Origin of the sequence: Leptospira sanjuanensis (assembly GCF_022267375.1) — a bacterium.
GTDB lineage: Bacteria > Spirochaetota > Leptospiria > Leptospirales > Leptospiraceae > Leptospira > Leptospira sanjuanensis.
In genome coordinates this window covers 414,615-439,029 of record NZ_JAIZBH010000002.1, presented here as the reverse complement: position 1 = coordinate 439,029, position 24,415 = coordinate 414,615, and the positions used below count along the sequence as shown (strand labels likewise).

Sequence of the window (24,415 nt, the reverse complement as noted above, 5' to 3'; positions counted from 1 at the left end):
ATGATAGATTTTTCTGAAAAGACATTTTATATTTTTTTTACTTTATTTAGCTCTTTGATTTCGGGTTTAATCGGCGTTTTGATTTCAAATTATTATTTTCGAAGATTAGAAACTCGAAAATTGAAATTAGATGTTTTGCGAAATATTGTGAAGTTTCGTTTTTTCCTCCTATCTTCCGGATCTATTACAAATGATAATAAAGAATTTTTTGCAGCATTAAATGAAGTATTTATTATTTTTCACGATTCAAAAGAAATTCTAAATTGCTTAAAAAAATTGCATGATGAATTACAATTACAAGGTCGACTAATTGACAACATTATTAGCCTCATTAAGCATATGGCAAGTAATCTTGGTATTAATATAACGAAATTAAATGATAGTTTTATTGAAAGCCCGTTTGTGCCGAAATAACGAAGCATTACGGCGTCTAACTGCGGTTTCTCGCTGCGCTACGAGATCGCTTCGCGACTCTTGCTTGGCCTCCGGCACATTTGCTTTGTCACTCGGTTCGCGAGACGCGACTAAGGTCGCTCGACCCTCGTTCCAATTCTTCCGCGCGTTTAACGCGCTCCAGAACCGCAAACGTCGAGAAACCTACGTCGTTAGGCGAAATGATGCAATTTTTTACAGGAAAACATGTTTTATGATTAAGAAAATACTAATACTTTTAGCAGTCTGTTATGCTCAAATTGGCTTTGCACAGGATCTACCGCTTACCGTTGAGAAATACAAAATTCACATTCGTGGCGTTGGTAAAATTCTTATTGGTATGAGTGTTGTTGAAATTGAAAAAGTGACAGGTCAAAAATTGAAAATAGAAGAGGATCCGTTAGTAGAGCAAAATTGCGCTTTCTATTATTTCAAAAATTCTACTTCTAGCTTGGGCTTTATGTTTACTGGACCTGCTAAAAATAACATGAAACTTGCACGAATTTACTTATACAAGCCAGAGAATGAAACAATTTCTGGCATTAAAATAGGAGATTCATTAGCTAAATTAAAAAGTGTATATAAAGAAAAGTTAGAAGAAACGCGCGGGCATTATACAAACTACTTGGAATATACTTATAAGCCAGTGGATAAATCAGATAAAAATTATGGAATTATTTTTGAGACAAATAATAAGAATATTACATCAATTAGTGTTGGAAGATATCCCGAATTAAATTTAGTAGAAGGATGCTTGTAGTGTATTTTGCATCACTTCGCCTAACTTCGTCTCCTCGCTTCGTTCGGGATCGCTCATGCGACCCTCACTCCGGCCTCCGGCACATTGCTTTGCCACTTCGGTTCGCGGGACGTTCGCTAAGGCTCACTCGAACCTCGTGCCAACTCCTTCGCGCGTAAGCGCTCGGAGACGCAACGTCGATGAGACTCTTTCGTTATACGCAATTGCGGGGGAGACGCCACATCCATGTGGCGAGAAGTAGGGGCGAAAAGGATGAAATTAGGTTGACAAGCATACAATCATTGTATATTATTTAGATTATGAATCAGACTGTTAATATTTCCTTTGAAAAAGCACTTTTAAAAGAAATCGATAAAATTGCAAAGAGGGAACACAGGTCCAGGTCAGAATTGATTCGTGAAGCCGCTAGAGCGTATATTGAGAAAAAAACTAGATGGCAAGCCATCTTTGACTTCACTTCAAAAGTTACTGATCGAAGTAATATTTCTGAAAAGGATGTTTTTAATGAAATTAAATCCGTTAGAAATAAAAGAAATGCTTCTTAATAATGTTGAAGGTATTATTAGATACTAATATTTACATCTCTGCTATTTTATTTAGAGGAAAACCAAGGCTTGTTTTCCAAGATTTAATTGATGAGGTTTTTACAGGATATATTTCGAAAGAAATATTAGCTGAGATTGAATCTACACTCTCTAAACCAAAATTCAAACTTGATGATAATTTTATTCAGATTGTTTTATCTGAAATCAGAGATATTACTGCGCTTGTTAAAAATAAACCTATTCAAGATTATTTAGAGTTAAGAGATAGAGATGATTATCACATTCTGGAGTCTGCTTTTGCAGCAAAAGTAGACTATTTAATCACTGGAGACAAAGATTTATTAACTCTTCAGAAAATTAAGAACTTTAACATCATTACTCCAGATGAGTATTTAAGTATTAAAGTAAGAAACGAAACTTAATTCAGCGACATCCGTGTCGCGAAATTCCGCAACTGCGTATAACTTCGTCTCCTCGCTCCGTTCGGAATCGCTAATGCGATCCTCACTACGGTCTTCGACACATTGCTTTGCCACCTCGGTTCGCGAGCCGGCGCTAAGGCGCCTCGAACCTCGTGCCAAGTCCGCGCGCTTAAAGCGCTTGGACACGCAACGTCGAGGAGACTCTTTCGTTAGGCGTAATTGATGCTACATTATTGTAAATTCAGATAAAACTATATATTCACGTTAAATATTTAAGGTTATTCAATGGAATATTATGAAATCAAAATCAATGGAAGAGATTTTAAAAAATCGTACTTAATCTATATAGTATGGTTAAGACATGATAGTTCTGAATATTATTACGTTGGCCAAACAGGAGATAGAAATCATAAAACAGCGAGGCCCGCATTTCGTAGGCTTGCTGCTCATCTAAGCGATGTTGGTAAATCAACGGAAAACCAAATATATAGACGTATTGCTAGACAAATATTAAAGCTTGAATTCAAAGATAAAGAAAAGTTTAGCGAAGAGATAAAAGAAAAGGTGTCACTATTTTTAACAACCTCTGAAATAAATATGTTTGCTTTTCCAATTAAGGAATTCGACGCTAAAATTGAAGACTTAGTGCATGTTGACAATAGAAAGTATGTGGAAGATATTGAAAAAGCGCTGATAAAGACAATGGTAGGCAAATTTAAGACTTCTAATGTATTGAATATTAAACAAGAAGAAGCTGTTGGAATTTCTGATTCCATTGCTATCGCAAATAAAATTTATTCTACGTTTATTGCTAAAAAAAAAATAAGAACCTGTCCCAAAACCGGGACAGAACCTTGCAGCTGATCTTTCTGGTAAAATAAAATTAGGTTTTGGGACACGCTGTAAGTAGAAATAAAAGCATCAACTACGCCTAACTTCGTCTCCTCGCTTCGTTCGCGACTCACGGTCCCCGCTCGCGCTCACTACGGCCTCCGGCACATTGCTTTGTCACATCGGTTCGCGCGCCGTTCGCTAAGGCTCACTCGAACCTTGTGCCAACCGCGTCGCGCATAAGCGCTTGCGGCCGCAACGTCGAGGAGACTCTTTCGTTAGACGCCATTAAAGAAAAATATTTGGAGATTCTAATGAATCAAACGAAAACAATAAACAAAAGCGAGCTTAAGAAAATTCTTTCTTATAAAGAGGGCGACTATTTAGACGTAAAATCGAAAGAGATTTCACCGGGAAAGCTTACTTGTACCGTTTCTGCGTTTGCTAATAATTGCGGTGGAGAGATATACATTGGTATACATGAAAAGGTTGGAGAAAAGGGTCGCGAGCGCGTTTGGTTAGGTTTTGATAATATTGAATTAACGAATGCGATAATTCAGAATTTAGAGGATCTTATGCCTCTTGGTGGATTTTACGAGAAAACATATATTGAATGTGAAGGTGAAAACGGCTTAGTGTTATTTCTTTATATTAAGAAAACTAAAGATATCCTTAAAGCATCAAATGGTAAGGTTTATCAAAGAAGAGGTGCGCAGAATTTGCCGGTAGAAGGTGCAGGGGCTTTGCAGAGACTACAGTACGAAAAAGGAATTATTTCATTTGAAGATAACACAATAAATTGTGATCTAAAACTAATCTCTGACTCATACACAGTTACAGAATTTATTATTGAAATCGTGCCTAATACCGATCCTGATTTGTGGCTATATAAACAGCAACTTATAGCAAATGATCTTCCGACAGTTGCGGGAGTTTTACTATTTGCCGATGAACCGCAGGCTTTATTGCCAAAACGATCAGGCATAAAATTACTAAGATATCAGACTAAAGACGAGGGAGGTCGAGAGACCCTTGTGTTCGATCCTATTTCAATTGAAGGTGCTGTTAAAGAATTAATTTACTCAGCTGTTTCAAAAAGCAAAGAGACTATTGAATCTATAAAAAAAGTAGGTACTAACGGTCTGGAAACCATTCAATATCCTGAAGAAGCATTGCATGAAATAATTACGAATGCAGTTCTTCATAGAGATTATAGCATTGCGGCTGATATTCAAATTAGAATTTTTGACAATCGGATAGAAATTGAAAGCCCGGGTAGATTACCTGGGCATGTTACTGAAGAGAACATATTAACTGAACAGTTTGCTCGAAATCCTAAATTGGTAAGAATTATAAATAAGTTTCCTGATGCTCCGAATAAGGATGTTGGAGAAGGATTAAATACTGCCTTCGAAGCGATGAACAAGCTTCGCTTAAAAGAGCCGGTAATTAAGAATCAGGAAAATTCAGTATTAGTCATCCTTAAACACGAGTCTTTAGGATCGCCTGAACAATTGGTCTTAGATTACTTAGAAAAAAATGAAACTATAACGAATGCAATCGCAAGAGATTTAACTGGGATTCGTTCTGAAAACGTTATGAAAAGGGTCTTTTACATTCTTAGAGATAAAGGACTAATGGAAAAGATGTCGGGAAAAATGGTTTGGAAAAAAAAATCTGAACAATAAACTTTAACGGCGTCTAACTGCGGTTTCTCGCTTCGTTCGGAATCGCTCATGCGATCCTCACTACGGCCTCCGGCACATTTGCTTTGTCACTCGGCTTGCGAGACGACGCTACGGCGTCTCAAGCCTCGCGCCAATTCTTCCGCGCGTTTAGCGCGCTCCAGAACCGCAAACGTCGAGAAACCTGCGTCGTTAGCCGAAATTGGAAGGGATTAATCGAATAAATGAATTATTTTCTGCGTAATTATATAAGACTAATTCCAACATTCAGCCTAATAATAATTTCGGGCTCCCTTGGATCATATGTCATGTGGTTTTGGCTAATCAATGGGTATTCTATTTCTAATAATCCAGATGATTGGGCAAAATTAGGTGATTACTTTGGAGGAGTTACAAATTCAATATTTACTTTTTTGACACTTATCACCGTTGTAATAACGCTATATTATCAGAGAAAAGAATTAGCATTAACAAGAAGAGAATTACAAGCATCCCGCAAGGTTGCAATTCTCCAGGAAGAATCTCTAAAGTCACAAGCAAAAGCACAACATCAAACCGTTTTCGAATCAGCCTTCACGCAAATGATTGAAATACATTTTAAGCTCCTTGATTCATATCAAACAGGCGGTTATAGCGGTAGCCAATATTTTAATAATTGTTTATCAAACAGCGTAACTCAATTTACTAATTCACCCGCTGATGGTATCTTGAATAGTCTTGATCGAAGAATGCATCGTCATTTATTTCACCTTGCGAGTATAATTGATCTTATTGATGAACATTCATTTGGCATGTTAGATGATCAAAATCGATTTTTCGGGGTTCTATATAACATTCTCAGCGAAGATCTTTTACAATATATTAAAATTGCGAAAAAGACCGAGCATTATCAAAAAATACAAAAGCAATTAAATAGGATTTCCAACTTCGGCTAACTTCGTCTCCTCGCTCCGTTCGGGATCGCTAATGCGACCCTCACTACGGGCTAAAGCCACATTGCTTTGCCACTTCGGTTCGCAAGACGTTCGCTAAGGCTCACTCGAACCTCGTGCCAACCGCATCGCGCAAAAGCGCTTGCGGCCGCAACGTCGAGGAGACTCTTTCGTTAAGCGAACATGCCGCGATTTATCAGATAATTAAAATCATTTCGTTTGAGTATTTTTAAGGCAAAGTAATGATTGACAATGTATCTCAATTGGGGAACAATTAAATTAAAGGTAATTGTCATGGCAAAAACAGCAATGATTCGGGCGAGAGTTGAAGGGAATTTAAAAAAGGACGTAGAAAACATACTCGACCATTTAGGTATTTCTGCTTCAGAAGCTATTAATATTTTTTATCATCAAATTAAACTTAGTAAAGGTTTACCATTTCCAGTTAAACTACCAAATAAAGTAACGCAAAAGACTTTTGAAGCCACTGATAAAAAGAAAGGAATAAAGTCTTTTAAATCTAAAGAGGAATTATTCACGAAGCTGGGAATATGAAATTTAATCCTAGCTTTACAACTCAATTCAATAAAGATATTAAGTTACAGAAAAAGCGCAAAAAGGACTTAGGCAAACTTAAAGAAATCATGTCGCTACTGATTGATGGGATTTCACTAAGTTCAAAGAATAAAGATCATAAGTTAACTGGGAATTATAAGAATCGACGTGAATGTCATATTGAACCTGATTGGCTTTTGATCTACAAGTTAGAAGGCAATTTAATCATATTTGAAAGAACTGGAACACATTCGGATTTATTCGATTAATTTTATCTTAACGATGCGGCACGTCGCTTAACTTCGTCTCCTCGCTTCGTTCGGGATCGCTCATGCGCCCCTCACTTCGGTCTTCGACACATTGCTTTGTCACTTCGGTTCGCGAGCCGGCGCTAAGACGCCTCGAACCTCGTGCCAAGTCCGGCGCGCATAAAGCGCTTGGACACGTAACGTCGAGGAGACTCTTTCGTTATGCGCAATAACATGGGTAATAAATACTAATATAAAATGATCACTAAAGAACAGCTTCAAAAATTTTTGGAACCCTATCTATTTGAATATGAAATAATAGATAAATTGAAATTTTCCGAACAATACTTTCTTGATTGTAGTCGCTCAATAAACGCAAAGACACTAACTATCTTGAATAGAGATGGGATTATTAATGAATTCGAAAAGGTATTTCATATTACTACCTCGATGCTAAGAAAGATTAATAGTGAAAAGTTGACTGACCTTTATACAATTGAAAATGGATTTGCATTACGACAAAATATGTCCGTTGTTGCCTCATTAACTCAATCAGGCGGAGTGAGTTTCCGATCATTGCCAGTCATTTCTCGATGGATTCTTAATTTATTCTTATTTAAATATGAAGAGAATACTCGATTCAATAGAACAACACTCTTAGATATTGCAAGTGCTTTGCAAAGAATTTCACAATTAATTGGGATTAGCATTTTTGACGCAAAAGTTTACTCAGGTCGTGATGAAAATGCAGTTACGATCGATGGTCTTTTTGATCTTAATAAGTCAGACAAAGGAAGAATATTAGTATATTTAGATAATGCATTAGAGGTAATCAATAGTCTACATTCTGAGAATAAACAAACATTAGAGATAATTTCGGAAACAATAATAGAACTTAAGCAGGAAACTGTTAAGGAAAAGCCAAAATGGAGTATAATCCTTTCAAAGCTGGCTCAATTGTTGATTATAACTGCGGCATTGACTTCTGGAATCGCTGATGCTAAGAACGCACATGAAAATTTACGGAAAGCATGGAATACAATTGTTGAAAACTCAACAAGTAATTTTGATACGAATAATCAAATTAACTACGATTTGTACCCGAAAGGTCTGATTGATGAGCCAAAGTTTTAAGGTTACATGTTACTGCGCATAACTGCGGTTTCTCGCTTCGTTCGTCACTCACGGTTCCCGCTCGGACTCACTTCGGGCTTCGCCACATTTGCTTTTTAACTTCGGCTTGCAAGGCGCTCACTAAGGTTCGCTCAAGCCTCGTTAAAATCCCTTTGCGCACAAGCGCTCCGGGAACGCAAACGTCGAGAAGCCTCTTTCGTTATCTGCCATGCCGCGCCCCTCATTTAGGACGCCAGCCGTCCTTGGCTGGCTTTAGCATTTATTTATAAAATTTAAGGAAAGGGAAATGGGATATAAAGCGCTAATTACATTAGATCTACCGAATGCAACAGATGAAAATCGAAAGAAGTTTTACGAATCTTTGAAAGAAGATAAATGGTCTAAAGTCGGAGATTTGACAACAGCGTGGAAAGCTTCGTTTGAAGATGACGTTGAAAGAATTAGTGTAATTAATACCTTAAAGGCTGACTTAAATAGAGCGAAAAAAATTAGCGATATTTCAAAGTATAGATGCGCAATTCAAGCTGGCAAAGGAGATGTAGAAATCTCAAATGGTTAATTTATTTTATTAAAACCATTTCACCCGAACGCTTCGCGATCGGGAAGCGGGATTTTCTTTTACTTACTCTGATCACCCTCGTTAAAACTGCTTCGCAGATTTTACTCGGGCGGTCCTTTCGATTTCTTAAATCTTCACTTAGAGAAAACAGAATAGAAATACGCAGGAGGTCTATTATAAAGTTCGCATAATCGGATAAAATCTTCGATAAACAATCTCTTCTTACCAGATTCAATCTTTGACATGTAACTTTGATACTTTCCAAGTTTTGCAGAGACTTGGGTTTGAGTTAGATTTGTTTCAATCCTCGCCGCTCTAAGCCGTTCAAAAAAGGATTTCCGTTGTTCAACGGAGATTTCCCCGGTTATGTTTGAATTTGTTTGTTCAGAGGAGTGTTTTTGAGCGTGGAAGGGCCACCAGAAGGCTCTTTTTCTGCTTTCCGGCTGAGGATATACTCTGGATACTAATTTTGCGCCCATAAAGTGCTTAAGATATTAATACTTCAATAACGTATAAATGTCAATGATATTTTAATAAAGTATTTTTAATGACAGCAAAAAAAGCAGTGAATTTATTAGGTAAAAAGGTGCAAGCTTTGATTGAAGCCAAAGGCGACAGTCAGAAAGAAGCCGCCGTAAAATTAAAACTTACACCTACCGGATTGAATGGAATTGTTCAAGGACGAGTTGAATCTGCTTCACATTCTTTTTTAACGATACTCAAAGAAGAGTATAAGCCAGATTTTAATTGGCTTTTGAATGACTCGGTTCCTGTTCTTCCAATCAAATACCTTTCTCCGGAAGAGGAAGATAAATTGGTTTCTAAAGCTGATCAGGATAAAGTCTTACTTAGTCAAATTAAAACTACTAAGGGTTTAAGAGAGATTATTCAGAATCTTTTAAAGTTTTCTAATCAAGAAAGAAAAGTAGTCGGCGATATGATCGCTGAGTTTTCTAAAAACAAAGATTAATAATACTATTGCTAATCGTCTCCGCCGTCCTTGGCGTCGCCGATTAGACTTCGGGACGGCGGCACAGCAGATAACTGCGGTTTCTCGCGGCGCTGCGAGATCGCTTCGCGCCTCTTGCTTGGCCTTCGGCACATTTGCTTTTAAACTCCGCTTGCAAGACGTTCGCTAAGGCTCACTCAAGCTGAGTTTAAATCCCTTCGCGCACAAGCGCTCCGGGAACGCAAACGTCGAGAAACCTGCGTCGTTAGACGCCATTGCTTAAGGAGAATTTTATGGAACGTTTGGACCAAATTCGAGAAGAAATAAGAAAGACGCAAAAATCACCGGAATGCACCGTTAGGGAATTCTTATCTTGGTTCGGGGCCTATCGACGTGGCTTCTTCGTAGTTCAAAATATACGTAGGGAATTATCCGCTAGTATGTTGGAAACAGAACCAGATTTTGAATCCGAATATATTGATGGGACTATTAGGTTCAAAATTGTCCAAATTTCAGCGATGAATTCTGTAGGTGCCTCTTTAACTGAAGTAACAAAAACTAAGATGTCTGAGGCTGGCAATGAGGCATATAGCGAACCGACATACCGACTTAGTCGTTTAGCTGCTGCAAATAAGCAGGTAATCTCAGTAACGCCGGATAGTGATCTTAGTGAGGCAACTACAAAGATGATAATACACGATTTCTCACAGTTGCCGGTTATGCATGGCACACGCAGTATAAAAGGATTCATTTCATGGAAAACTATTGGTCTTCGGCGAGACACGGCACCTCCGGACGCGAAGGTTCGGCACTTTATGGAAGCAAATGCACCCACTGTGCGAAAAGATCAATCATTGTTTAAGACTATTCCAATGTTGATAGAAAATGATTTTATTTTCGTGATCGATGAAAAACAAGAAATAAGCGGTGTCATTACTAGCATTGATTTTGCCCTTCAATTTCAGCAAATGTCGGAACCATTTCTACTTATTGGAGAAATTGAAAATTATTTAAGAAAGCATCTCAATGTACTGACAACAGAAGAGGTTCAGGCTGCCAAAGATGTATCAGATGATGAGAGGGAGATAACGAACGCTTCAGATCTTACTTTTGGCGAGTATGTCAGGCTACTTCAGAAACCGGATATATGGGCTAAGTTGAACATCAAAGCAGACCGGAAATTGGTCTGCGATTATATGGAAGAAGTTCGTAAGATTCGAAATGATGTGATGCATTTTGATCCTGATGGAATTGAGAATCATGAACTCGAAAAGCTCCATCAGGTTGCTCGACTTTTCCAAACTCTTAACTCTATCTAACAGCAACGGCGTCTAACTGCGGCTTCTCGCGGCGCTTCGAGATTGCTTCGCAACTCTCGCTTGGCCTCCGGCACATTCGCTTTGTCACTCGGCTTGCGAGACGGCGCTAAGGCGCCTCAAGCCTCGTTCCAATTCTTTCGCGCGTTTAGCGCGCTCCAGAACCGCGAACGTCGAGAAGCCTATTTCGTTAGACGCAAGCGCCATTAAAACTACAAAATTTAAAAATATGAAGAATCTTATTAGACACTTTAGAAGTTATTGGAAAGACTATTCTCTGCTTTTGATCGGATTGATTTTAATAAACTATCCATTACTTGAATCTTGTTTTAGGAAGAATGGTTGTAATTTGAAATCGTTTGATGAATACAAACTCACTTTCGAGTCATATGTAACTATCAGCGTATCTTTGTTGACCGTCGTGTTCGTTTTTACGACTTTGAATCATCAGATAAGAGCATCCGAATTACAAAATTTTCAGAATAAATTATTTGAAATGATTGAATTTCATCGAGAAAATGTAGGTGAATTTCAACTTGGTCGGTTTAAAGGTAGAAGTATATTTATTCCTATGTTAAGAGAATATCGAATACTATTACGCATTGTAAAGAAGGAGATCGAGAGACTTCATCTGATTTACAACAATGAAGAAGTTGTAAATATTTCGTACTTAATCTTTTTTTACGGAGTTGGAAAAACTTCTACAAAAATACTCACTAACGCCCTTGCTCGTTATCCTAAGTTTCTCATTAAGAAATTGGTTATAAAGTTACAAAATCCTAAAACCATAAAAAAAGTGAGAAAGAAAAGTAAACTGAGTTATATTCCTTTTCAAGGACATCAATCTCGTTTAGGTCATTACTATAGGAATTTATATGCGATTGTTAAATTTGTTCACTATCAAAGAATAAACATAGATAAATATGAGTACGTTAGAAATATTCGGTCTCAGTTATCAAATCATGAACAAGCATTACTTCTAATTAATATCATTTCTGATATCGGTTTGACTTGGAAAAAGGAATTCTTTTTAGAAAAGTATAGGTTAGTCAGAAATATTCCAAAAGGTTTTTTTAATGAGAGTAAGGAGTTTGATCCGACTCATTATTTGCCAGCCAAATATATGGAATATAATGATATTGAGATACTAAGGGCTAAAATAGGTTAGTTGTCGCCTGCGTCTAACTGCGGCTTCTCGCGGCGCTTCGAGATTGCTTCGCAACTCTCGCTTGGCCTCCGGCACATTCGCTTTGTCACTCGGCTTGCGAGCCGGCGCTAAGGCGCCTCAAGCCTCGTTCCAATTCTTTCGCGCGTTTAGCGCGCTCCAGAACCGCGAACGTCGAGAAGCCTATTTCGTTATGCGACAATGCCTAAAAAGCACTTATTATAAAAATACCATGACAAGAAATTATTTGATTATCCTCTTTCTTAGTTTATCAATTCCTCTGTTTGCTCAAAAGTTTGAGAAAGCAAAGAATGGAAAATCATTTGATTGCGTTATACTTATTCATGGGTTTTTAAGATCTTCAAAACAGCTTAAAAATATGGGGGATTATTTGACTGATAATAATCTTTTGGTTTTTTACGTGGATTATCCTTCGAGGAGTAATACTATACAAGAAGTATCTAAATCTTATTTATCCCCTATAGTTCAAAATAATTGTATTTCTAAGTTTAATAAAATTCATTTCGTTACTCATTCCGCAGGCGGAATCGTTCTGAGGCACTTTCTTAAAGAGAATAAAATCAAAAGGCTTGGTCGAGTTGTAATGTTGGCTCCACCAAATAAGGGAAGCGAGATCGCTGATTTTCTATCGGGCTATAATTTTGTTAATACCTTGCTTGGTCCGATATTGATGCAACTAAAAACAGATAACTCGAGTTTTGTTAATAACATAGGAACACCGAATTTTGAACTTGGAATTATTATGGGAGATTCGAGCAATGATCCAATTTCTTCAATGATTATTCCTGGCGACGATGATGGTAAAGTTTCGATTGAAAATAGTAAATTGAATTCTATGAAAGAATTTCTACTCGTTGATCGAACCCACACTTTTATTATGGATGGCGTGGAAGTCCAGAAAGCAACGTTGCAATTTATTAAGACTGGAACATTCAAATAGTTGCTTTAATTAATATTAGGCATCATCGCATAACTTCGTCTCCTCGCTTCGTTCGGGATCGCTCATGCGACCCTCACTCCGGGCTAAAGCCACATTGCTTTGCCACTTCGGTTCGCGAGACGGCGCTAAGGCGCCTCGAACCTCGTGCCAAGTCCGGCGCGCTTAAAGCGCTTGGACACGCAACGTCGAGGAGACTCTTTCGTTATGCGAAAGTGGCAAAAATATTTTATTAAGGAAATTCACATGAGTATATCAGGATTAAGTTATTTAGAAGTTCCCATAGTAATCATTGATACAGAAACCACTGGTCTTGATCCAGTCGGTGACAAGATAGTGGAAATTTCATTAGTAAAAATTGAGCCCGATCAAGAACCAAAGCTTATCTTAGATACACTTGTAAATCCAGAAATAAAGGTTAGGGGAACTAGCATTCATGGGATTAGTGATTTAGACGTTCAAGGTGCTCCGACTTTCAAAGAAATTGCAGGTAATATCATTGAGGCGATTGACGGATCCATTTTAGCTTCTTATAACGTATACTTTGATTTGAGTTTTCTTCAGTCAGGCTTAGCAAATTTAAAAATAGATTTTGATATACCTTGTTTTTGTTTAATGTACATGAGACCGATGCTCAAGATTGGAAAAAAATGTCCCCTAACGGATGCATGTAATGAGGAAGGTATAAAAATTGAGCAGCACCATAGAGCATCTTCGGATGCTTTATCCGGAGCACATTTATGGAAACGTTATAAAAGTGAATTGCAAAATAAGAACATTGCGACGTTCGGTGAGATGACCAAATTAGGCACTTATAAATTTCTTCAAAGTTTTAAGCGCCCTCTGTTTAAAAAACAAACGAATAAATCACTTAATGTTTCTAATAGTTTAAAGGCGCGATCTAAGGTTATCGATGACAAAAGTAAACGGTTGAATGAATACTGGGAAGCACTTAAAACTACTTTTTACGATTTCGAGATTTCCAATGATGAAATTGACTATTTAAAAAGTAAAATTCAATTTCTGAAACTGTCATTAAATGAAATAAAATATTTACACGCGAAGTTTTTCTCTGGCGTATTAATAGATTACATGCAAGATTTTGAGATTACCGAATATGAAGATGAAAATCTTAGGTTCCTATATAATAGCTTAAAGCGAATTGGATGGGCTCCGGGATTCCCGGAAATTTAGCCACCTTCGCCTAACTGCGGTTTCTCGCGGCGCTTCGAGATTGCTTCGCAATTCTCGCTTGGCCTCCGGCACATTTGCTTTGTCACTCGGCTTGCGAGACGCGACTAAGGTCGCTCAAGCCTCGTTCCAATTCTTCCGCGCGTTTAGCGCGCTCCAGAACCGCAAACGTCGAGAAACCTACGTCGTTATGCGAAATGCGCAAATTAAGTCAAAATAATTACTAAAATGGAGCTAATAGAATTAATAAATAAAGCGCATGAACAAATAGATGCAGATTCCATTGGTAGCCTAGTCATTAGTTGTCTAAAAATTTCTCGAAAGCTTAAAGATCATTTTTATACGGCTATTTTTCTTAGAGAAATGATTCTAAACGAAGATGAACTCACGCGAACGCTGATGGAGGATACGGAACAGCTAAATGATAAGACGAAAGCGTATCTTTTGAAAAAATCTAAAGAGTATTGGTTAATTTCTCATACATTAGACTTTAGTTTCGGTAAAGACGATAAAGGTTATGATCTAAACATTATGCGAGTAACTTCGTCAGAAATTGAGGATGAAATTAAACAGAGCGAAAAATCGATTATTGATCTGAATATTCCGACTGGCATGACTCCAATCGATACCGCTGTTTTTTATAATCAAGCACTTCAGATAAAAGGAAACATTAGGTTACGAATAAAAGCTTTAAATCAAATAAAAAGAAACATCCTTGTTAGATGCACAAATTATATTATAAAAATAGAAAAACAATTAGCTGCGCAAACCAAGAGCGAATCTTTCCTAAAAAGTGTACAGACTGAAGTAAACAATTTCTTTGAGTCTCGTTCTGAAGATACCTATAAAAAATTAATTAAGGCTTCTCAGTTAATTGATTCCACTGATCCAGAAGATTTTGCTCTTTTGCTGACATTGGTAAGAAAATCGATTCAATCTGCGGCGGACCACTTTTTTCCACCAGTTACGACTGGTCTTTATAGATGCTCAGATGGGAAAGAGCGAGATTTAAGTAGTGAAAAATATTTAAATCGCCTTGAAGAATTTTTAAGCACCAATTTCAGCAAATCAACATCAACAGAACTTTTAGAATCGGAACTTAAGAATCTAACGGTTTTTCTGAGGAGATTGAATGACATTTCTTCAAAAGGAGTTCATTCTAAAGTTGATATAGGGGAGGCAAAGCAAGGTTTATTAGGGCTTTATTTATTTCTTTATAATGTGATTTCTAGATTACAAGCAGATTGAATACTTTCAAATTCAATTTATATATAAAATGCGCACTTCGCATAACTTCGATTTCTCGCGGCGCTTCGGGATTGCTATCGCAACCCTCGCTTGGCCTTCGGCACATTCGCTTTGTCACTCGGCTTGCGAGACGACGCTAAGGCGTCTCAAGCCTCGCGCCAATTCTTTCGCGCGTTTAACGCGCTTCAGAACCGCAAACGTCGAGAAACCTACGTCGTTATGCGAAATTTGGCAATGATCACTTCGTTGGATAAAGGATTCTAATGCAAATAATAAAAGAGAAAATTCTTAAACGTATTTCAGAACTAAAAGAAATCTCGATCGATGGGAATAGCCTTCAATCTTCTGAGGAGCTGTTTGTAGGAACGTTAAGCATAGCTACAAGCGTTTACGGAATTAACTCTCCTCAATTACGATATTTAATTGATTTGAGAGATAAAGTTGCAAATTCCAAATATATGGAAGGTGAAAAGTATTTAGCTCTATATCATGCTACAATGGGGTATATTAAGAATTTAGAAAACGAAGTTACTGGTGATATGATTTACAGTTTGGAAAAAATTATTTCAGGCGATTTATTTTCCGACTTTATGGTCATGGCAAAGGAAGCGATGGATTCTAACCAAAAGGACGTAGCAGCAGTCTTAACTTGTGCAGCTTTAGAAGATTCCCTTAAAAGGTTAGCGAAGATAAAAAATATTGACGTCGAAAACAAAGAAATGTCTGAAACGATTAATACATTAAAATCGAAAGAAATAATAAGCGGTCCTCAATTAAAAGTTATTCAATCGTATACAAAATTACGAAATAAAGCTTTTCATGCGGAGTGGGATAAAATTGATACACCTGAAGTAAAAAGTTTAATCGCTTTTTTAGAAGAATTTATATTAAAGCATTTTTCTGAATAAAAAAGCCAAACTTCGCATAACTTCGTCTCCTCGCTTCGTTCGGGATCGCTAAGGCGACCCTCACTACGGTCTTCGACACATTGCTTTGTCACTTCGGTTCGCGAGACGTTCGCTAAGGCTCACTCGAACCTCGTGCCAACCCTTCGCGCAAATGCGCTTCAGGGACGCAACGTCGAGGAGACTCTTTCGTTAGACGCCATTTTTTGAAAATATGCCTAATAAATTAAACTTAACAAGAAACTTAAAGAAATCCATTGCGACAAATGGAGAGCGGGCAATAACTAAATTTCTAAAAAATAATCCAGATTTAGTGCTTTGGAAATTTTGCTGGACCGGAGGACACACTAAATTCGTTTTAAACGAATTTCAGCTTGGGAACCAATATAAAGTAGATTTCGTTGTTTTACTTTCCTATTCTGGGAATTGGGAAGTGAATTTTATAGAACTTGAAAATACTGAGGACAAGCTAATTACGAAACAAGGTATCCCAACGAAAAGATTAAATACGGCACTTTCGCAGGTTAAGGAATGGAAACAATTTGTTGAAAATAATAGATCGATAGTCCTTCAAGATTTATCCAGAGCCTGTATGAAAAGTGATTTGATTAAATATCATTCTACTGAACTCGAGCCTTCTAACTATTCTGGTCAAAAGCTTAAAGATCCAGATTCTTTCGTGAGATTTACTTACAATATTATAATAGGAAGAAGGGAAAGTATCAATGCAAAAGCTAGGCAAAAAATTAATCAATTTTCTGAGTATGATATTAAGATCATGTCTTTTGATGGTTTTATCGATATTGCTAGAAAAACTGAAGAAAATATTAAAAAACTAGAAAAGCTTAATCGAGAGTAATTAAACATCGTGATTCAAAGAACTAAATATAGATAAACAAAACGGCGTCTAACTGCGGTTTCTCGCGGCGCTTCGAGATCGCTTCGCGACTCTCGCTTGGCCTTCGGCACATTTGCTTTGTCACTCGGTTTGCGAGCCGCTCACTAGGTTCGCTCAAACCTCGTTCCAATCCTTCCGCGCGTTTAGCGCGCTTCAGGACCGCAAACGTCGAGAAACCTACGTCGTTATGCGAAATGTAGCAACTTATCTGTCCCGGAGTAAAAGTTATGATATATAAATGGTCTCTTCTTAATAGTGATAAAAAGATTCTTAAAAAAATAAAAGCAGAATGGAACGAGCATTTAAAGAATAAAAAACTGACCGAACATGATTACCATAAATTTCTCAGTGAACATGCGGGAATTATCTTAGCTCCAGACGATTTCAGTTATATGGTCTTATCGAAGATTAAACTTGCGGATGATTACGAAGTGGATTTTGTAACGATTGAGGATATGTGCAGTAATGGTATGTGCTATAATTTAATAGAAATAGAATCGCCGCATTCTCCACCCTTTACAAAAGCTGGGAAACCTTCGGATAGATTAACGACTGCGCTTCAGCAGATTGATGATTGGAAATTTTGGATTAAAGAAAATAGAGAAAAGTTTAAAAGATTGTTTCCGAACGAAGCTTACAAAGTTTTTAAGGGCCATTTAAATTATTCATTTACTATTTATATTGGAAACCGAGAAAATTCTGAACCTTTCTTAGAAAAAAGAAATGAATTAGCTTATGAAAGAAATGTTTCTATAAGATCGTTTGATAGCCTTGGCGACTACATTGAGTCTAACAGATTTAGCGATTTAGCGCCTGACTATGCAGCTGAAATGACAGAATTCTCTGATGAAATAAGAAATCAACTGGCATCACCATTTTTTAAAGCTACTACTCATTCAAAATGGAAAATATTTTTAAAACAAAGAAAAGGTAATGCGCATATTTTTACATGGAATGCTTCAACAATTGTAAATCTCAGAGAATATAATAAACTCTATTACGACTTTTTAGATAAGGGAATATCCAAAAATAGCATAATATCTCGCTCAGTCAATAAAAAGTAAAGAACTGATAATACACTTACTTTAAAATATGATATTCGATTTAATTTAGGCTACACTTCGCATAACTTCGTCTCCTCGCTTCGTTCGGGATCGCTAACGCGACCCTCACTGCGGGCTAAAGCCACATTGCTTTGTCACTTCGGTTCGCGAGCCGGCGCTAAGACGCCTCGAACCTCGTGCCAACTCCTTCGCGCATGTGCGCTCGGAGACGCAACGTCGAGGAGACTCTTTCGTTAAGCGACAGTGGCGAACTTGAATCTTAATACAAATATCTTTCGATAAAAGCCAATGAGAGAAAAAATTAAAGACTTTACAAATATTTAGTATATCGATTATACTATTAAAGTGCGCTTTGAATGGGATCTTGAAAAAGAAAGGATAAATATTCAAAAGCATGGTCTTTCATTTGGAGAAGCATCATTAGTTTTTGCTGACCCGAGAACGATTTACATTTCTGATCCAGACCATTCTATTGATGAAGTAAGAGAAATTGCACTTGGGACAATTGAAAATATTACTATCGCGGTCGTAATTTTTGTTGATCGATCACAAAATGATGAAGAAATAATAAGGATCATATCGGCGAGGCCAGCTACAAATTCAGAAAAAGCTCAATACTACTCAGCTGATATCTAATATATGAGAGAAGAATACGATTTTTCAAAAGGCAAGCGTGGTGTTTACTCACGGGATTTAAAGGATCTTCATTTTCCGGTATATCTTGATCCGCAATTAGAAGAATACTATAAGAAAATCGCACTTAAGAAGAATAAAGATCTTAGTACAATTGTTAATACGATCTTACAAAAAGAAATGGAATTACACAATTCCTTAATTTAATTAACGCCACCATCGCTTAACTTCGTCTCCTCGCTTCGTTCGTCACTCACAGTTCCCGTTCGGACTCACTCCGGGCTAAAGCCACATTGCTTTGTCACTTCGGTTCGCGGAACGCGACTAAGGTCGCTCGAACCTCGTGCCAACTCCTTCGCGCATATGCGCTCGGAGCCGCAACGTCGAGGAGACTCTTTCGTTAGGCGTAATTGGATTAATTTTATGTTGAAGGTTGAAAATTCAAAAGATATTGAAAAATACATTAATACTTTGTCTTCTGAAATTGTTCAGGCAAATATTTACTTAAACTATTGGATTAAAGTTAAGAAAGAAGTAAAAAAGGATAGGCTTACATTTACTACATATAATACTTTTTGGGGATACGTTTTAAGGGGTTATTTTCTTTCCGGTCTAACGTTTCTATACAAGTTCTATGAACTTTCAGAAAAGTCTACGAATTTGAATATTTTAAATTTACTCAAAACGTTGAGACTTAATAAAGAATACTTTGGGAAAGAATATTTTTTAAACCGTAATCCACGCCGAAGTCAATATAAAAATTTGGTGGATTCAAGAATTATCCCGAGCATTGAATCGATAAACGCAGATATTAATAAAATTAAAAATAATTCTAAAATTAGAAACTTAATAAGATGGAGAAATAACGCTCTTGCTCATTTGTCAGCAAAATCAATTATTCAGGACATTGATATCTTTCAAGATTCCCCTTTGAGTGGGGTTGATCTTATTACTTTGAGCGAAGAAGGTTTAGAATTGATTAATAAATACTCTGATCTATATAATGCGTTAACATCTACAAATAAACCAATAGGATTTGAAGATATTGAAAATTTGCTTTATGTATTGAGAAAAGATCGTATTTTGAAAGAACTTGAAGTTCATAAGGAAATAATGAGCTTTCGGAAGAGTAGATAAACAATCCAACTACGCCTAACTGCGCTTTCTCGCTGCGCTTCGAGATCGCTCCGCGACTCTCGCTTGGCCTTTGGCACATTTGCTTTTAAACTCAACTTGCGGGACGTTCGCTAAGGCTCACTCAAGTTGAGTTTAAATCCCTTCGCGCACAAGCGCTCCGGGAACGCAAACGTCGAGAAACCTGCGTCGTTAGACGACATGCGTGCGAAATGACTTTTGCAATGAAAATGTCTTTATAAGTTCATTTTTGTAATTCGAAAAAGTGTAAAAATTTCGTTGACCGAATTTGAAAATGTATTACGTTCGTAATACAAAAGGTGTTTTTTATGATTAGTCTTCGATTACCCCCGGAATTAGAAAAGAAACTGTCAGAAGTAGCTAAAATTGAAAATAAAAGCAAATCAGAAGTTCTTAAAGAGTCTTTAGTTTATTACATTGATAATTTTGCGAAAAAGCCATCGGCCTATGAATTGGGTAAAAAATACTTTGGTCAATATAAGAGTGAGATTTCAGATAAATCGGTAAATCATCAAAAGTATATTAAAGATGCAATATTGAAAAAGCAAAAAGGCAAATGATCAAAGCAATTATTGATACTGGACCTATTGTTGCCTTTTTCGATGAATCAGATGTTTATTGTAACAGCATCAGATTGTTTCTCAAGGATTTCAAAGGAAGATTATTTACGACTATTGCCGTGGTAACAGAAGTTTCATATTTATTATCTGATAATAAGCAAGTTCAGAATTCATTCATTGAATGGATTAAAGACGGAGCGGTTACAATTTTAAATCAGGATAATGAGCATTTCCCATTTATACATTATTATATGGAAAAATATTCAGATCGCCCGATGGATTTTACGGATGCTTCTCTTGTTAGCCTTTCCGAAATATATGGAATTAAAGATATTTTAACTTTGGACAGTGATTTCCTTTTTTACAAAACGAAAAAAGGAAAAGCATTAAATATTCTTAATTTTGAAATGATTAAGGCTTAAATTAAAGCACGCACGATCGTCTAACTTCGTCTCCTCGCTTCGTTCGGGATCGCTGATGCGACCCTCACTACGGTCTTCGACACATTGCTTTGCCACTTCGGTTCGCGGGACGCGACTAAGGTCGCTCGAACCTCGTGCCAACCGCGTCGCGCTAATGCGCTTGCGGCCGCAACGTCGAGGAGACTCTTTCGTTATGTGCAATGCTATAAAAATAAATAAAATTAGGAATAAAATATGGCTATAACATTAAAAAGACAACTAAACGATGAAGAGAAAAATATTATTCTTAACCGACATGGTAGACATTGCTTTGCTACTGGCCACTTAATACCAGATAGCGATTCATTGCACTACGACCATATCTTTCCTTTCTCAAAAGGAGGGGAATCGGAGCTCGATAATATAGCTCCTATGTGTGAATTCCATAATAAATCTAAAGGAACTTTATCTTTAAATGATTATCGGATAAAAATAAAAATGGATGAATTTTTCGAACTTGGAGATAGATTAACTTTAAAAGATTTGCTCAAGTATCTTAAAGGCAAGGATGAAATAGCATCTTATGGAAACAAAATTTCCATAGAAAAAGAAAATGAATTAATTAGACTATCTTCTCATTCATACTCCGGAATATTCCCTTTACAGAAATGTCCTTTAACATCATGGGAATATTTTTATGGGAATCTCCCTGTAGAAATCTTAAATAGTGATGACGGTGAAGAAAATTCTTATGGACTACAACCAAGGTATTTAATTTCGACCAAAGTCTTTGATATGTATAGGCACTTTCAATCTTACCCCGTATTACAACCATCAATTGGAAGAATCAGCAATGACTCAATACTATTGTTTGATGGGCAACATAAAGCAGCCGCACTTCTTTGGAATAATCGCAAGATATTTGAATGTAAAATTTATTTAAATCCGGAAATTTCTAAATTGAATCAAGCGAATATATCGGCTCATGATAAATTTGCTCAAACAAGATTTTTCTCCTCAATTATGATACTCAAACTTGGAAGCCAATTTGGTAATGATTTTGAGGAATATAAAAGTCTTGACGATGGAAACATAAAGAATGAAATCAATTTCTTAAATTTTATTCGGCAAAGAGATGAATCCTTATCCACAGCCGACATAAATAAGCGATTCAAGAATTATCTATACAATTCGATATTAGAAGACGAAAATAATAAGCTTAAGAGACTAATTTCTGTAAGTAATAGAAGTTCGAAAGATCAACCATTGACAATTGATATGATTACAAAATCCTACTTTGCTTGTTTCCTTCACCAATCACCACTTTCGGATGATATGTTATCAGAAAATTATAAACGAGATATTGAATCCAAGAATTTAATTTCTTTAATGAATTTGACATTCGATCTATCCCTCTCAAATTGGAATGCTGATTTGCCTTCCTCGGATCTCAATCAAACAAAGCTAAATAGAATATTCTCCTCTAAATCTATAATGGCGTGGATGGAACTATTTAAGGATGCTGTAGCTGCAAAACTCGAAATACATGATTCAGATGAAAAAGATAAAATATTCTATCGTGAAATATCAGATACTGATTTTACTAAAATAAAATCAATTCTTGAACGTTTATTTAATTGGCAAATTTGGTCTGCTCCAATTCATTCCGACATTGATACACAAATTGCAGGAACAAAAAGTAATCTAAAAGATTGGTTTAGAAATAAAGGTCTAACCACTGGTTTCTTATTAGGTGCCCCTATTTAACAGACTATAGCACTGCACATAACTAAAAAGTTGTCGCTGCGCTGCGGGCTTGCTACGCAACCCTTGCTTGGGCTTCGCCACATTCCGCTTTGTCACTCGTCTTGCTTAGCAAGCCTCGTGCCAAGTGCTTGCGCACTTGCGGAACGTCGACAACCATTTGTCGTTAGTCGACATTGCGTAAGCTGACGGTGATTTTGAGAATGAAGAAAAAATCAAGAAAAGGGGCTAAATTCGGAAGAGAAAATTGCTTGAACCATACACAAGTAGTTGTGTAAACTTGATAAAAGAGCACAAAATGGCTACAAACTTAAATATCGATCCAAAATTACTAGAAGAGGCCTATACGGTTAGCGGGTTGCGAACTAAACGTGAGACTGTGAATTTAGCTTTAATCGAATTTATTAAACGTCATAAGCAGAAAGACATTCTCAAATTTATCAATTTAGTCGAGTATGATAAGAGTTACGATTATAAAGAGGCACGTAATAAAAGATAAGATTGCCGAACCTCTATGAAATTACTAGTAGATACTTCAGTTTGGTCTGAAGCTTTAAGAAGAAAGGGTAAAACTCTAAATTCTGAAGAAACTTATCTTTACGACATTATTCAAAACGAAGACGATATTTTTGTTACTGGGATAATACTTCAAGAAATTCTCACGGGAATAAAAGAACCGAAAATGTTCTCAGAAATAGAAGAACAGTTTAGATATTTTAATTTCATCTCTCCAACAGAAAGAGATCATATTGAAGCTGCAAAATTAAGAAACTCACTTTCTAAAAAAGGAATCGTATTGGCAACAATCGATGCTTTAATTGCTCAAATTGCAATTACTCACAATCTAATTCTTGCAACTTATGATAATGACTTTTTACGACTTTCAGGAATTACAAAGTTAAAAGTTTTTAATTTCGAAGAATATAAGAAATCTAAAAGAAAACGCAACGTCGACTAACTTCATCTCCTCGCTCCGTTCGGGATCGCTAATGCGCCCCTCACTACGGGCTTCGCCACATTGCTTTGTCACTTCGGTTCGCGAGCCGGCGCTAAGGCGCCTCGAACCTCGTGCCAACTCCTTCGCGCGTAAGCGCTCGGAGACGCAACGTCGAGGAGACTCTTTCGTTAGACGACATTTGGAAAATTTCATTATATCAGTGAAAGAATTAATAATAAAATATAGAGCGGTTGAAGGTAAAATTACGAGCAGGCGAATCACAAATATTCGACCAAATGGCGATGATAAAATTTATGCTTACTGCCATTTACGGGACATGGAGATGGGATTCATGATTTCAGGAATCGTAGAAGCGGTTATCCCAAGTTCTGGTGAGTTAATTGAAAACATTTATACTTTTCTAAATCTAAAGACTCCAACTGATTTTAATAATCCAATTCAAAATTATTCAAATCAGCAGGAGTCGATTAATGAAAAAAGTCTCGAAAGACTAAGACGAAAGGAAAAATCGGAGTTATTTAAGCGATTCAGACTTCGCGTAATTATTAATCACTATAAGCAAAAATTCTTTGAATGTTTCGACAATCAATGCTTTAAATGTAAGAAAGAAAAGCACTTAGTTATTGATCACCATATTCCTATGTCTTTGGGCGGACATTTAATACCAGGTAATCTAGTTGCTCTTTGTAGAAAGTGTAATGGTCAAAAATGGGATAATCCACCAGAGAAGTTCTATTCTAGAAAAGAATTACAAGAGCTTCAGCAATTCTTAATTAAAGAAAAAGAAGTTTTTGAGTTTGAATTCAACTGGGATTTTTGGAACAAAGATAGGGAAGGGTATTTAATAAGTCTTGGTATTGATCGCAAATTAGTTCATCAGGTTTTAAATGATAAAAATCATGTTGATTACATTGAAGAATGAAATTCGGACTTGAAAGTGATACTAAATTTATCAGGTCTTTCGAAGCCTGATAAATTACTTGAATAAGAAGATGATTCAACAACCAAACGTCGTCTAACTGCGGCTTCTCGCGGCGCTTCGAGATTGCTACGCAACTCTTGCTTGGCCTTCGGCACATTTGCTTTGTCACTCGGTTCGCGAGCCGCGACTAAGGTCGCTCGAACCTCGCGCCAATTCTTTCGCGCG

30 protein-coding genes are annotated in these 24,415 nt (G+C 36.8%); 29 read left to right on the top strand and 1 reads right to left on the bottom strand.

What is annotated here, in order from left to right; translation table 11 throughout:
- The 11 genes from LFX17_RS20230 to LFX17_RS20180 all read left to right on the top strand — a co-directional run bounded on the left by LFX17_RS20230 (position 1) and on the right by LFX17_RS20180 (position 8,103).
- Complete coding sequence (locus LFX17_RS20230) at positions 1–414, top strand: DUF6680 family protein (protein WP_238731975.1); 414 nt, start codon at positions 1–3, stop codon at positions 412–414.
- Between the two features lie 232 nt (positions 415–646).
- Positions 647–1,192 (top strand): hypothetical protein, encoded by a 546-nt coding sequence (locus tag LFX17_RS20225; RefSeq protein ID WP_238731931.1) that lies wholly within the window; start codon positions 647–649, stop codon positions 1,190–1,192.
- A gap of 299 nt (positions 1,193–1,491) precedes the next feature.
- Positions 1,492–1,737 carry a CopG family ribbon-helix-helix protein gene (locus LFX17_RS20220; RefSeq protein WP_135595075.1) on the top strand — a complete coding sequence of 82 codons (246 nt, stop codon included), beginning with the start codon at positions 1,492–1,494 and terminating at the stop codon, positions 1,735–1,737.
- A gap of 2 nt (positions 1,738–1,739) precedes the next feature.
- Positions 1,740–2,159 (top strand): putative toxin-antitoxin system toxin component, PIN family, encoded by a 420-nt coding sequence (locus LFX17_RS20215; RefSeq protein ID WP_238731932.1) that lies wholly within the window; start codon positions 1,740–1,742, stop codon positions 2,157–2,159.
- 285 nt (positions 2,160–2,444) lie between these two features.
- The gene (locus tag LFX17_RS20210; protein ID WP_238748745.1) at positions 2,445–3,023 is read left to right on the top strand and encodes a hypothetical protein; all 579 of its coding nucleotides are present in this window, start codon (positions 2,445–2,447) and stop codon (positions 3,021–3,023) included.
- A gap of 281 nt (positions 3,024–3,304) precedes the next feature.
- On the top strand, positions 3,305–4,678 hold the full coding sequence (locus LFX17_RS20205; protein WP_238748744.1) for an ATP-binding protein: 1,374 nt from the start codon (positions 3,305–3,307) through the stop codon (positions 4,676–4,678).
- Between the two features lie 305 nt (positions 4,679–4,983).
- Entirely contained in the window at positions 4,984–5,610 is a 627-nt protein-coding gene (locus LFX17_RS20200) for a hypothetical protein (protein WP_238731992.1), read from the top strand.
- 291 nt (positions 5,611–5,901) lie between these two features.
- Entirely contained in the window at positions 5,902–6,162 is a 261-nt protein-coding gene (locus LFX17_RS20195; RefSeq protein ID WP_238731950.1) for a type II toxin-antitoxin system RelB/DinJ family antitoxin, read from the top strand.
- A complete protein-coding gene (locus LFX17_RS20190) occupies positions 6,159–6,431 on the top strand; it encodes a type II toxin-antitoxin system YafQ family toxin (protein WP_238748743.1) in 273 nt (90 codons plus the stop codon). The genes LFX17_RS20195 and LFX17_RS20190 overlap by 4 nt, the downstream gene beginning before the upstream one ends.
- 237 nt (positions 6,432–6,668) lie before the next feature.
- The gene (locus LFX17_RS20185) at positions 6,669–7,544 is read left to right on the top strand and encodes a hypothetical protein (RefSeq protein WP_238731944.1); all 876 of its coding nucleotides are present in this window, start codon (positions 6,669–6,671) and stop codon (positions 7,542–7,544) included.
- 286 nt (positions 7,545–7,830) lie between these two features.
- Positions 7,831–8,103 carry a hypothetical protein gene (locus LFX17_RS20180; protein WP_238748742.1) on the top strand — a complete coding sequence of 91 codons (273 nt, stop codon included), beginning with the start codon at positions 7,831–7,833 and terminating at the stop codon, positions 8,101–8,103.
- A 134-nt stretch (positions 8,104–8,237) separates the two neighbouring features.
- On the opposite strand, the gene LFX17_RS20175 is transcribed toward LFX17_RS20180, so the two are convergent.
- Complete coding sequence (locus LFX17_RS20175) at positions 8,238–8,582, bottom strand: helix-turn-helix domain-containing protein (RefSeq protein WP_238748741.1); 345 nt, start codon at positions 8,580–8,582, stop codon at positions 8,238–8,240.
- A gap of 68 nt (positions 8,583–8,650) precedes the next feature.
- On the opposite strand from LFX17_RS20175, the gene LFX17_RS20170 reads away from it, so the two are divergent.
- The 18 genes from LFX17_RS20170 to LFX17_RS20830 all read left to right on the top strand — a co-directional run bounded on the left by LFX17_RS20170 (position 8,651) and on the right by LFX17_RS20830 (position 24,190).
- Positions 8,651–9,073, top strand: a complete 423-nt coding sequence (locus tag LFX17_RS20170; RefSeq protein ID WP_238748740.1) for an XRE family transcriptional regulator — start codon at positions 8,651–8,653, stop codon at positions 9,071–9,073.
- 272 nt (positions 9,074–9,345) lie between these two features.
- The gene (locus tag LFX17_RS20165; protein WP_238748739.1) at positions 9,346–10,371 is read left to right on the top strand and encodes a CBS domain-containing protein; all 1,026 of its coding nucleotides are present in this window, start codon (positions 9,346–9,348) and stop codon (positions 10,369–10,371) included.
- Between the two features lie 436 nt (positions 10,372–10,807).
- Entirely contained in the window at positions 10,808–11,536 is a 729-nt protein-coding gene (locus LFX17_RS20160; protein ID WP_238748738.1) for a putative phage abortive infection protein, read from the top strand.
- Between the two features lie 229 nt (positions 11,537–11,765).
- Positions 11,766–12,494 carry an esterase/lipase family protein gene (locus LFX17_RS20155; protein ID WP_238731964.1) on the top strand — a complete coding sequence of 243 codons (729 nt, stop codon included), beginning with the start codon at positions 11,766–11,768 and terminating at the stop codon, positions 12,492–12,494.
- A gap of 204 nt (positions 12,495–12,698) precedes the next feature.
- Positions 12,699–13,685: a 3'-5' exonuclease gene (locus tag LFX17_RS20150; RefSeq protein ID WP_238748737.1), complete on the top strand. Its 987-nt coding sequence runs from the start codon at positions 12,699–12,701 to the stop codon at positions 13,683–13,685.
- Positions 13,686–13,910: 225 nt separating this feature from the next.
- Positions 13,911–14,930, top strand: coding sequence for a hypothetical protein (locus tag LFX17_RS20145; RefSeq protein WP_238731962.1), 1,020 nt, complete (start codon positions 13,911–13,913; stop codon positions 14,928–14,930).
- A gap of 263 nt (positions 14,931–15,193) precedes the next feature.
- On the top strand, positions 15,194–15,838 hold the full coding sequence (locus LFX17_RS20140) for a hypothetical protein (RefSeq protein WP_238731961.1): 645 nt from the start codon (positions 15,194–15,196) through the stop codon (positions 15,836–15,838).
- 211 nt (positions 15,839–16,049) lie between these two features.
- A complete protein-coding gene (locus LFX17_RS20135) occupies positions 16,050–16,694 on the top strand; it encodes a Shedu anti-phage system protein SduA domain-containing protein (protein ID WP_238731960.1) in 645 nt (214 codons plus the stop codon).
- A gap of 266 nt (positions 16,695–16,960) precedes the next feature.
- On the top strand, positions 16,961–17,797 hold the full coding sequence (locus LFX17_RS20130) for a Shedu anti-phage system protein SduA domain-containing protein (protein WP_238731959.1): 837 nt from the start codon (positions 16,961–16,963) through the stop codon (positions 17,795–17,797).
- Positions 17,798–18,142: 345 nt separating this feature from the next.
- A complete protein-coding gene (locus LFX17_RS20125) occupies positions 18,143–18,433 on the top strand; it encodes a BrnT family toxin (protein WP_238731900.1) in 291 nt (96 codons plus the stop codon).
- A 3-nt stretch (positions 18,434–18,436) separates the two neighbouring features.
- Entirely contained in the window at positions 18,437–18,637 is a 201-nt protein-coding gene (locus LFX17_RS20120; protein WP_238731899.1) for a toxin-antitoxin system, antitoxin component, read from the top strand.
- Between the two features lie 216 nt (positions 18,638–18,853).
- Positions 18,854–19,567, top strand: coding sequence for an AbiU2 domain-containing protein (locus LFX17_RS20115; protein ID WP_238731958.1), 714 nt, complete (start codon positions 18,854–18,856; stop codon positions 19,565–19,567).
- 326 nt (positions 19,568–19,893) lie between these two features.
- Positions 19,894–20,145 (top strand): ribbon-helix-helix domain-containing protein, encoded by a 252-nt coding sequence (locus LFX17_RS20110; protein ID WP_238731952.1) that lies wholly within the window; start codon positions 19,894–19,896, stop codon positions 20,143–20,145.
- Complete coding sequence (locus LFX17_RS20105) at positions 20,142–20,567, top strand: type II toxin-antitoxin system VapC family toxin (RefSeq protein WP_238731951.1); 426 nt, start codon at positions 20,142–20,144, stop codon at positions 20,565–20,567. Before LFX17_RS20110 ends, LFX17_RS20105 begins: the two co-directional genes overlap by 4 nt.
- Positions 20,568–20,801: 234 nt before the next feature.
- Positions 20,802–22,313: an HNH endonuclease gene (locus tag LFX17_RS20100; protein ID WP_238748736.1), complete on the top strand. Its 1,512-nt coding sequence runs from the start codon at positions 20,802–20,804 to the stop codon at positions 22,311–22,313.
- 295 nt (positions 22,314–22,608) lie between these two features.
- Positions 22,609–22,809, top strand: a complete 201-nt coding sequence (locus LFX17_RS20095; protein ID WP_238731956.1) for a type II toxin-antitoxin system VapB family antitoxin — start codon at positions 22,609–22,611, stop codon at positions 22,807–22,809.
- Between the two features lie 15 nt (positions 22,810–22,824).
- Positions 22,825–23,268, top strand: a complete 444-nt coding sequence (vapC, locus tag LFX17_RS20090; protein WP_238731955.1) for a type II toxin-antitoxin system VapC family toxin — start codon at positions 22,825–22,827, stop codon at positions 23,266–23,268.
- A gap of 199 nt (positions 23,269–23,467) precedes the next feature.
- Entirely contained in the window at positions 23,468–24,190 is a 723-nt protein-coding gene (locus tag LFX17_RS20830; protein ID WP_238731954.1) for an HNH endonuclease, read from the top strand.
- Positions 24,191–24,415 lie beyond the last annotated feature (225 nt).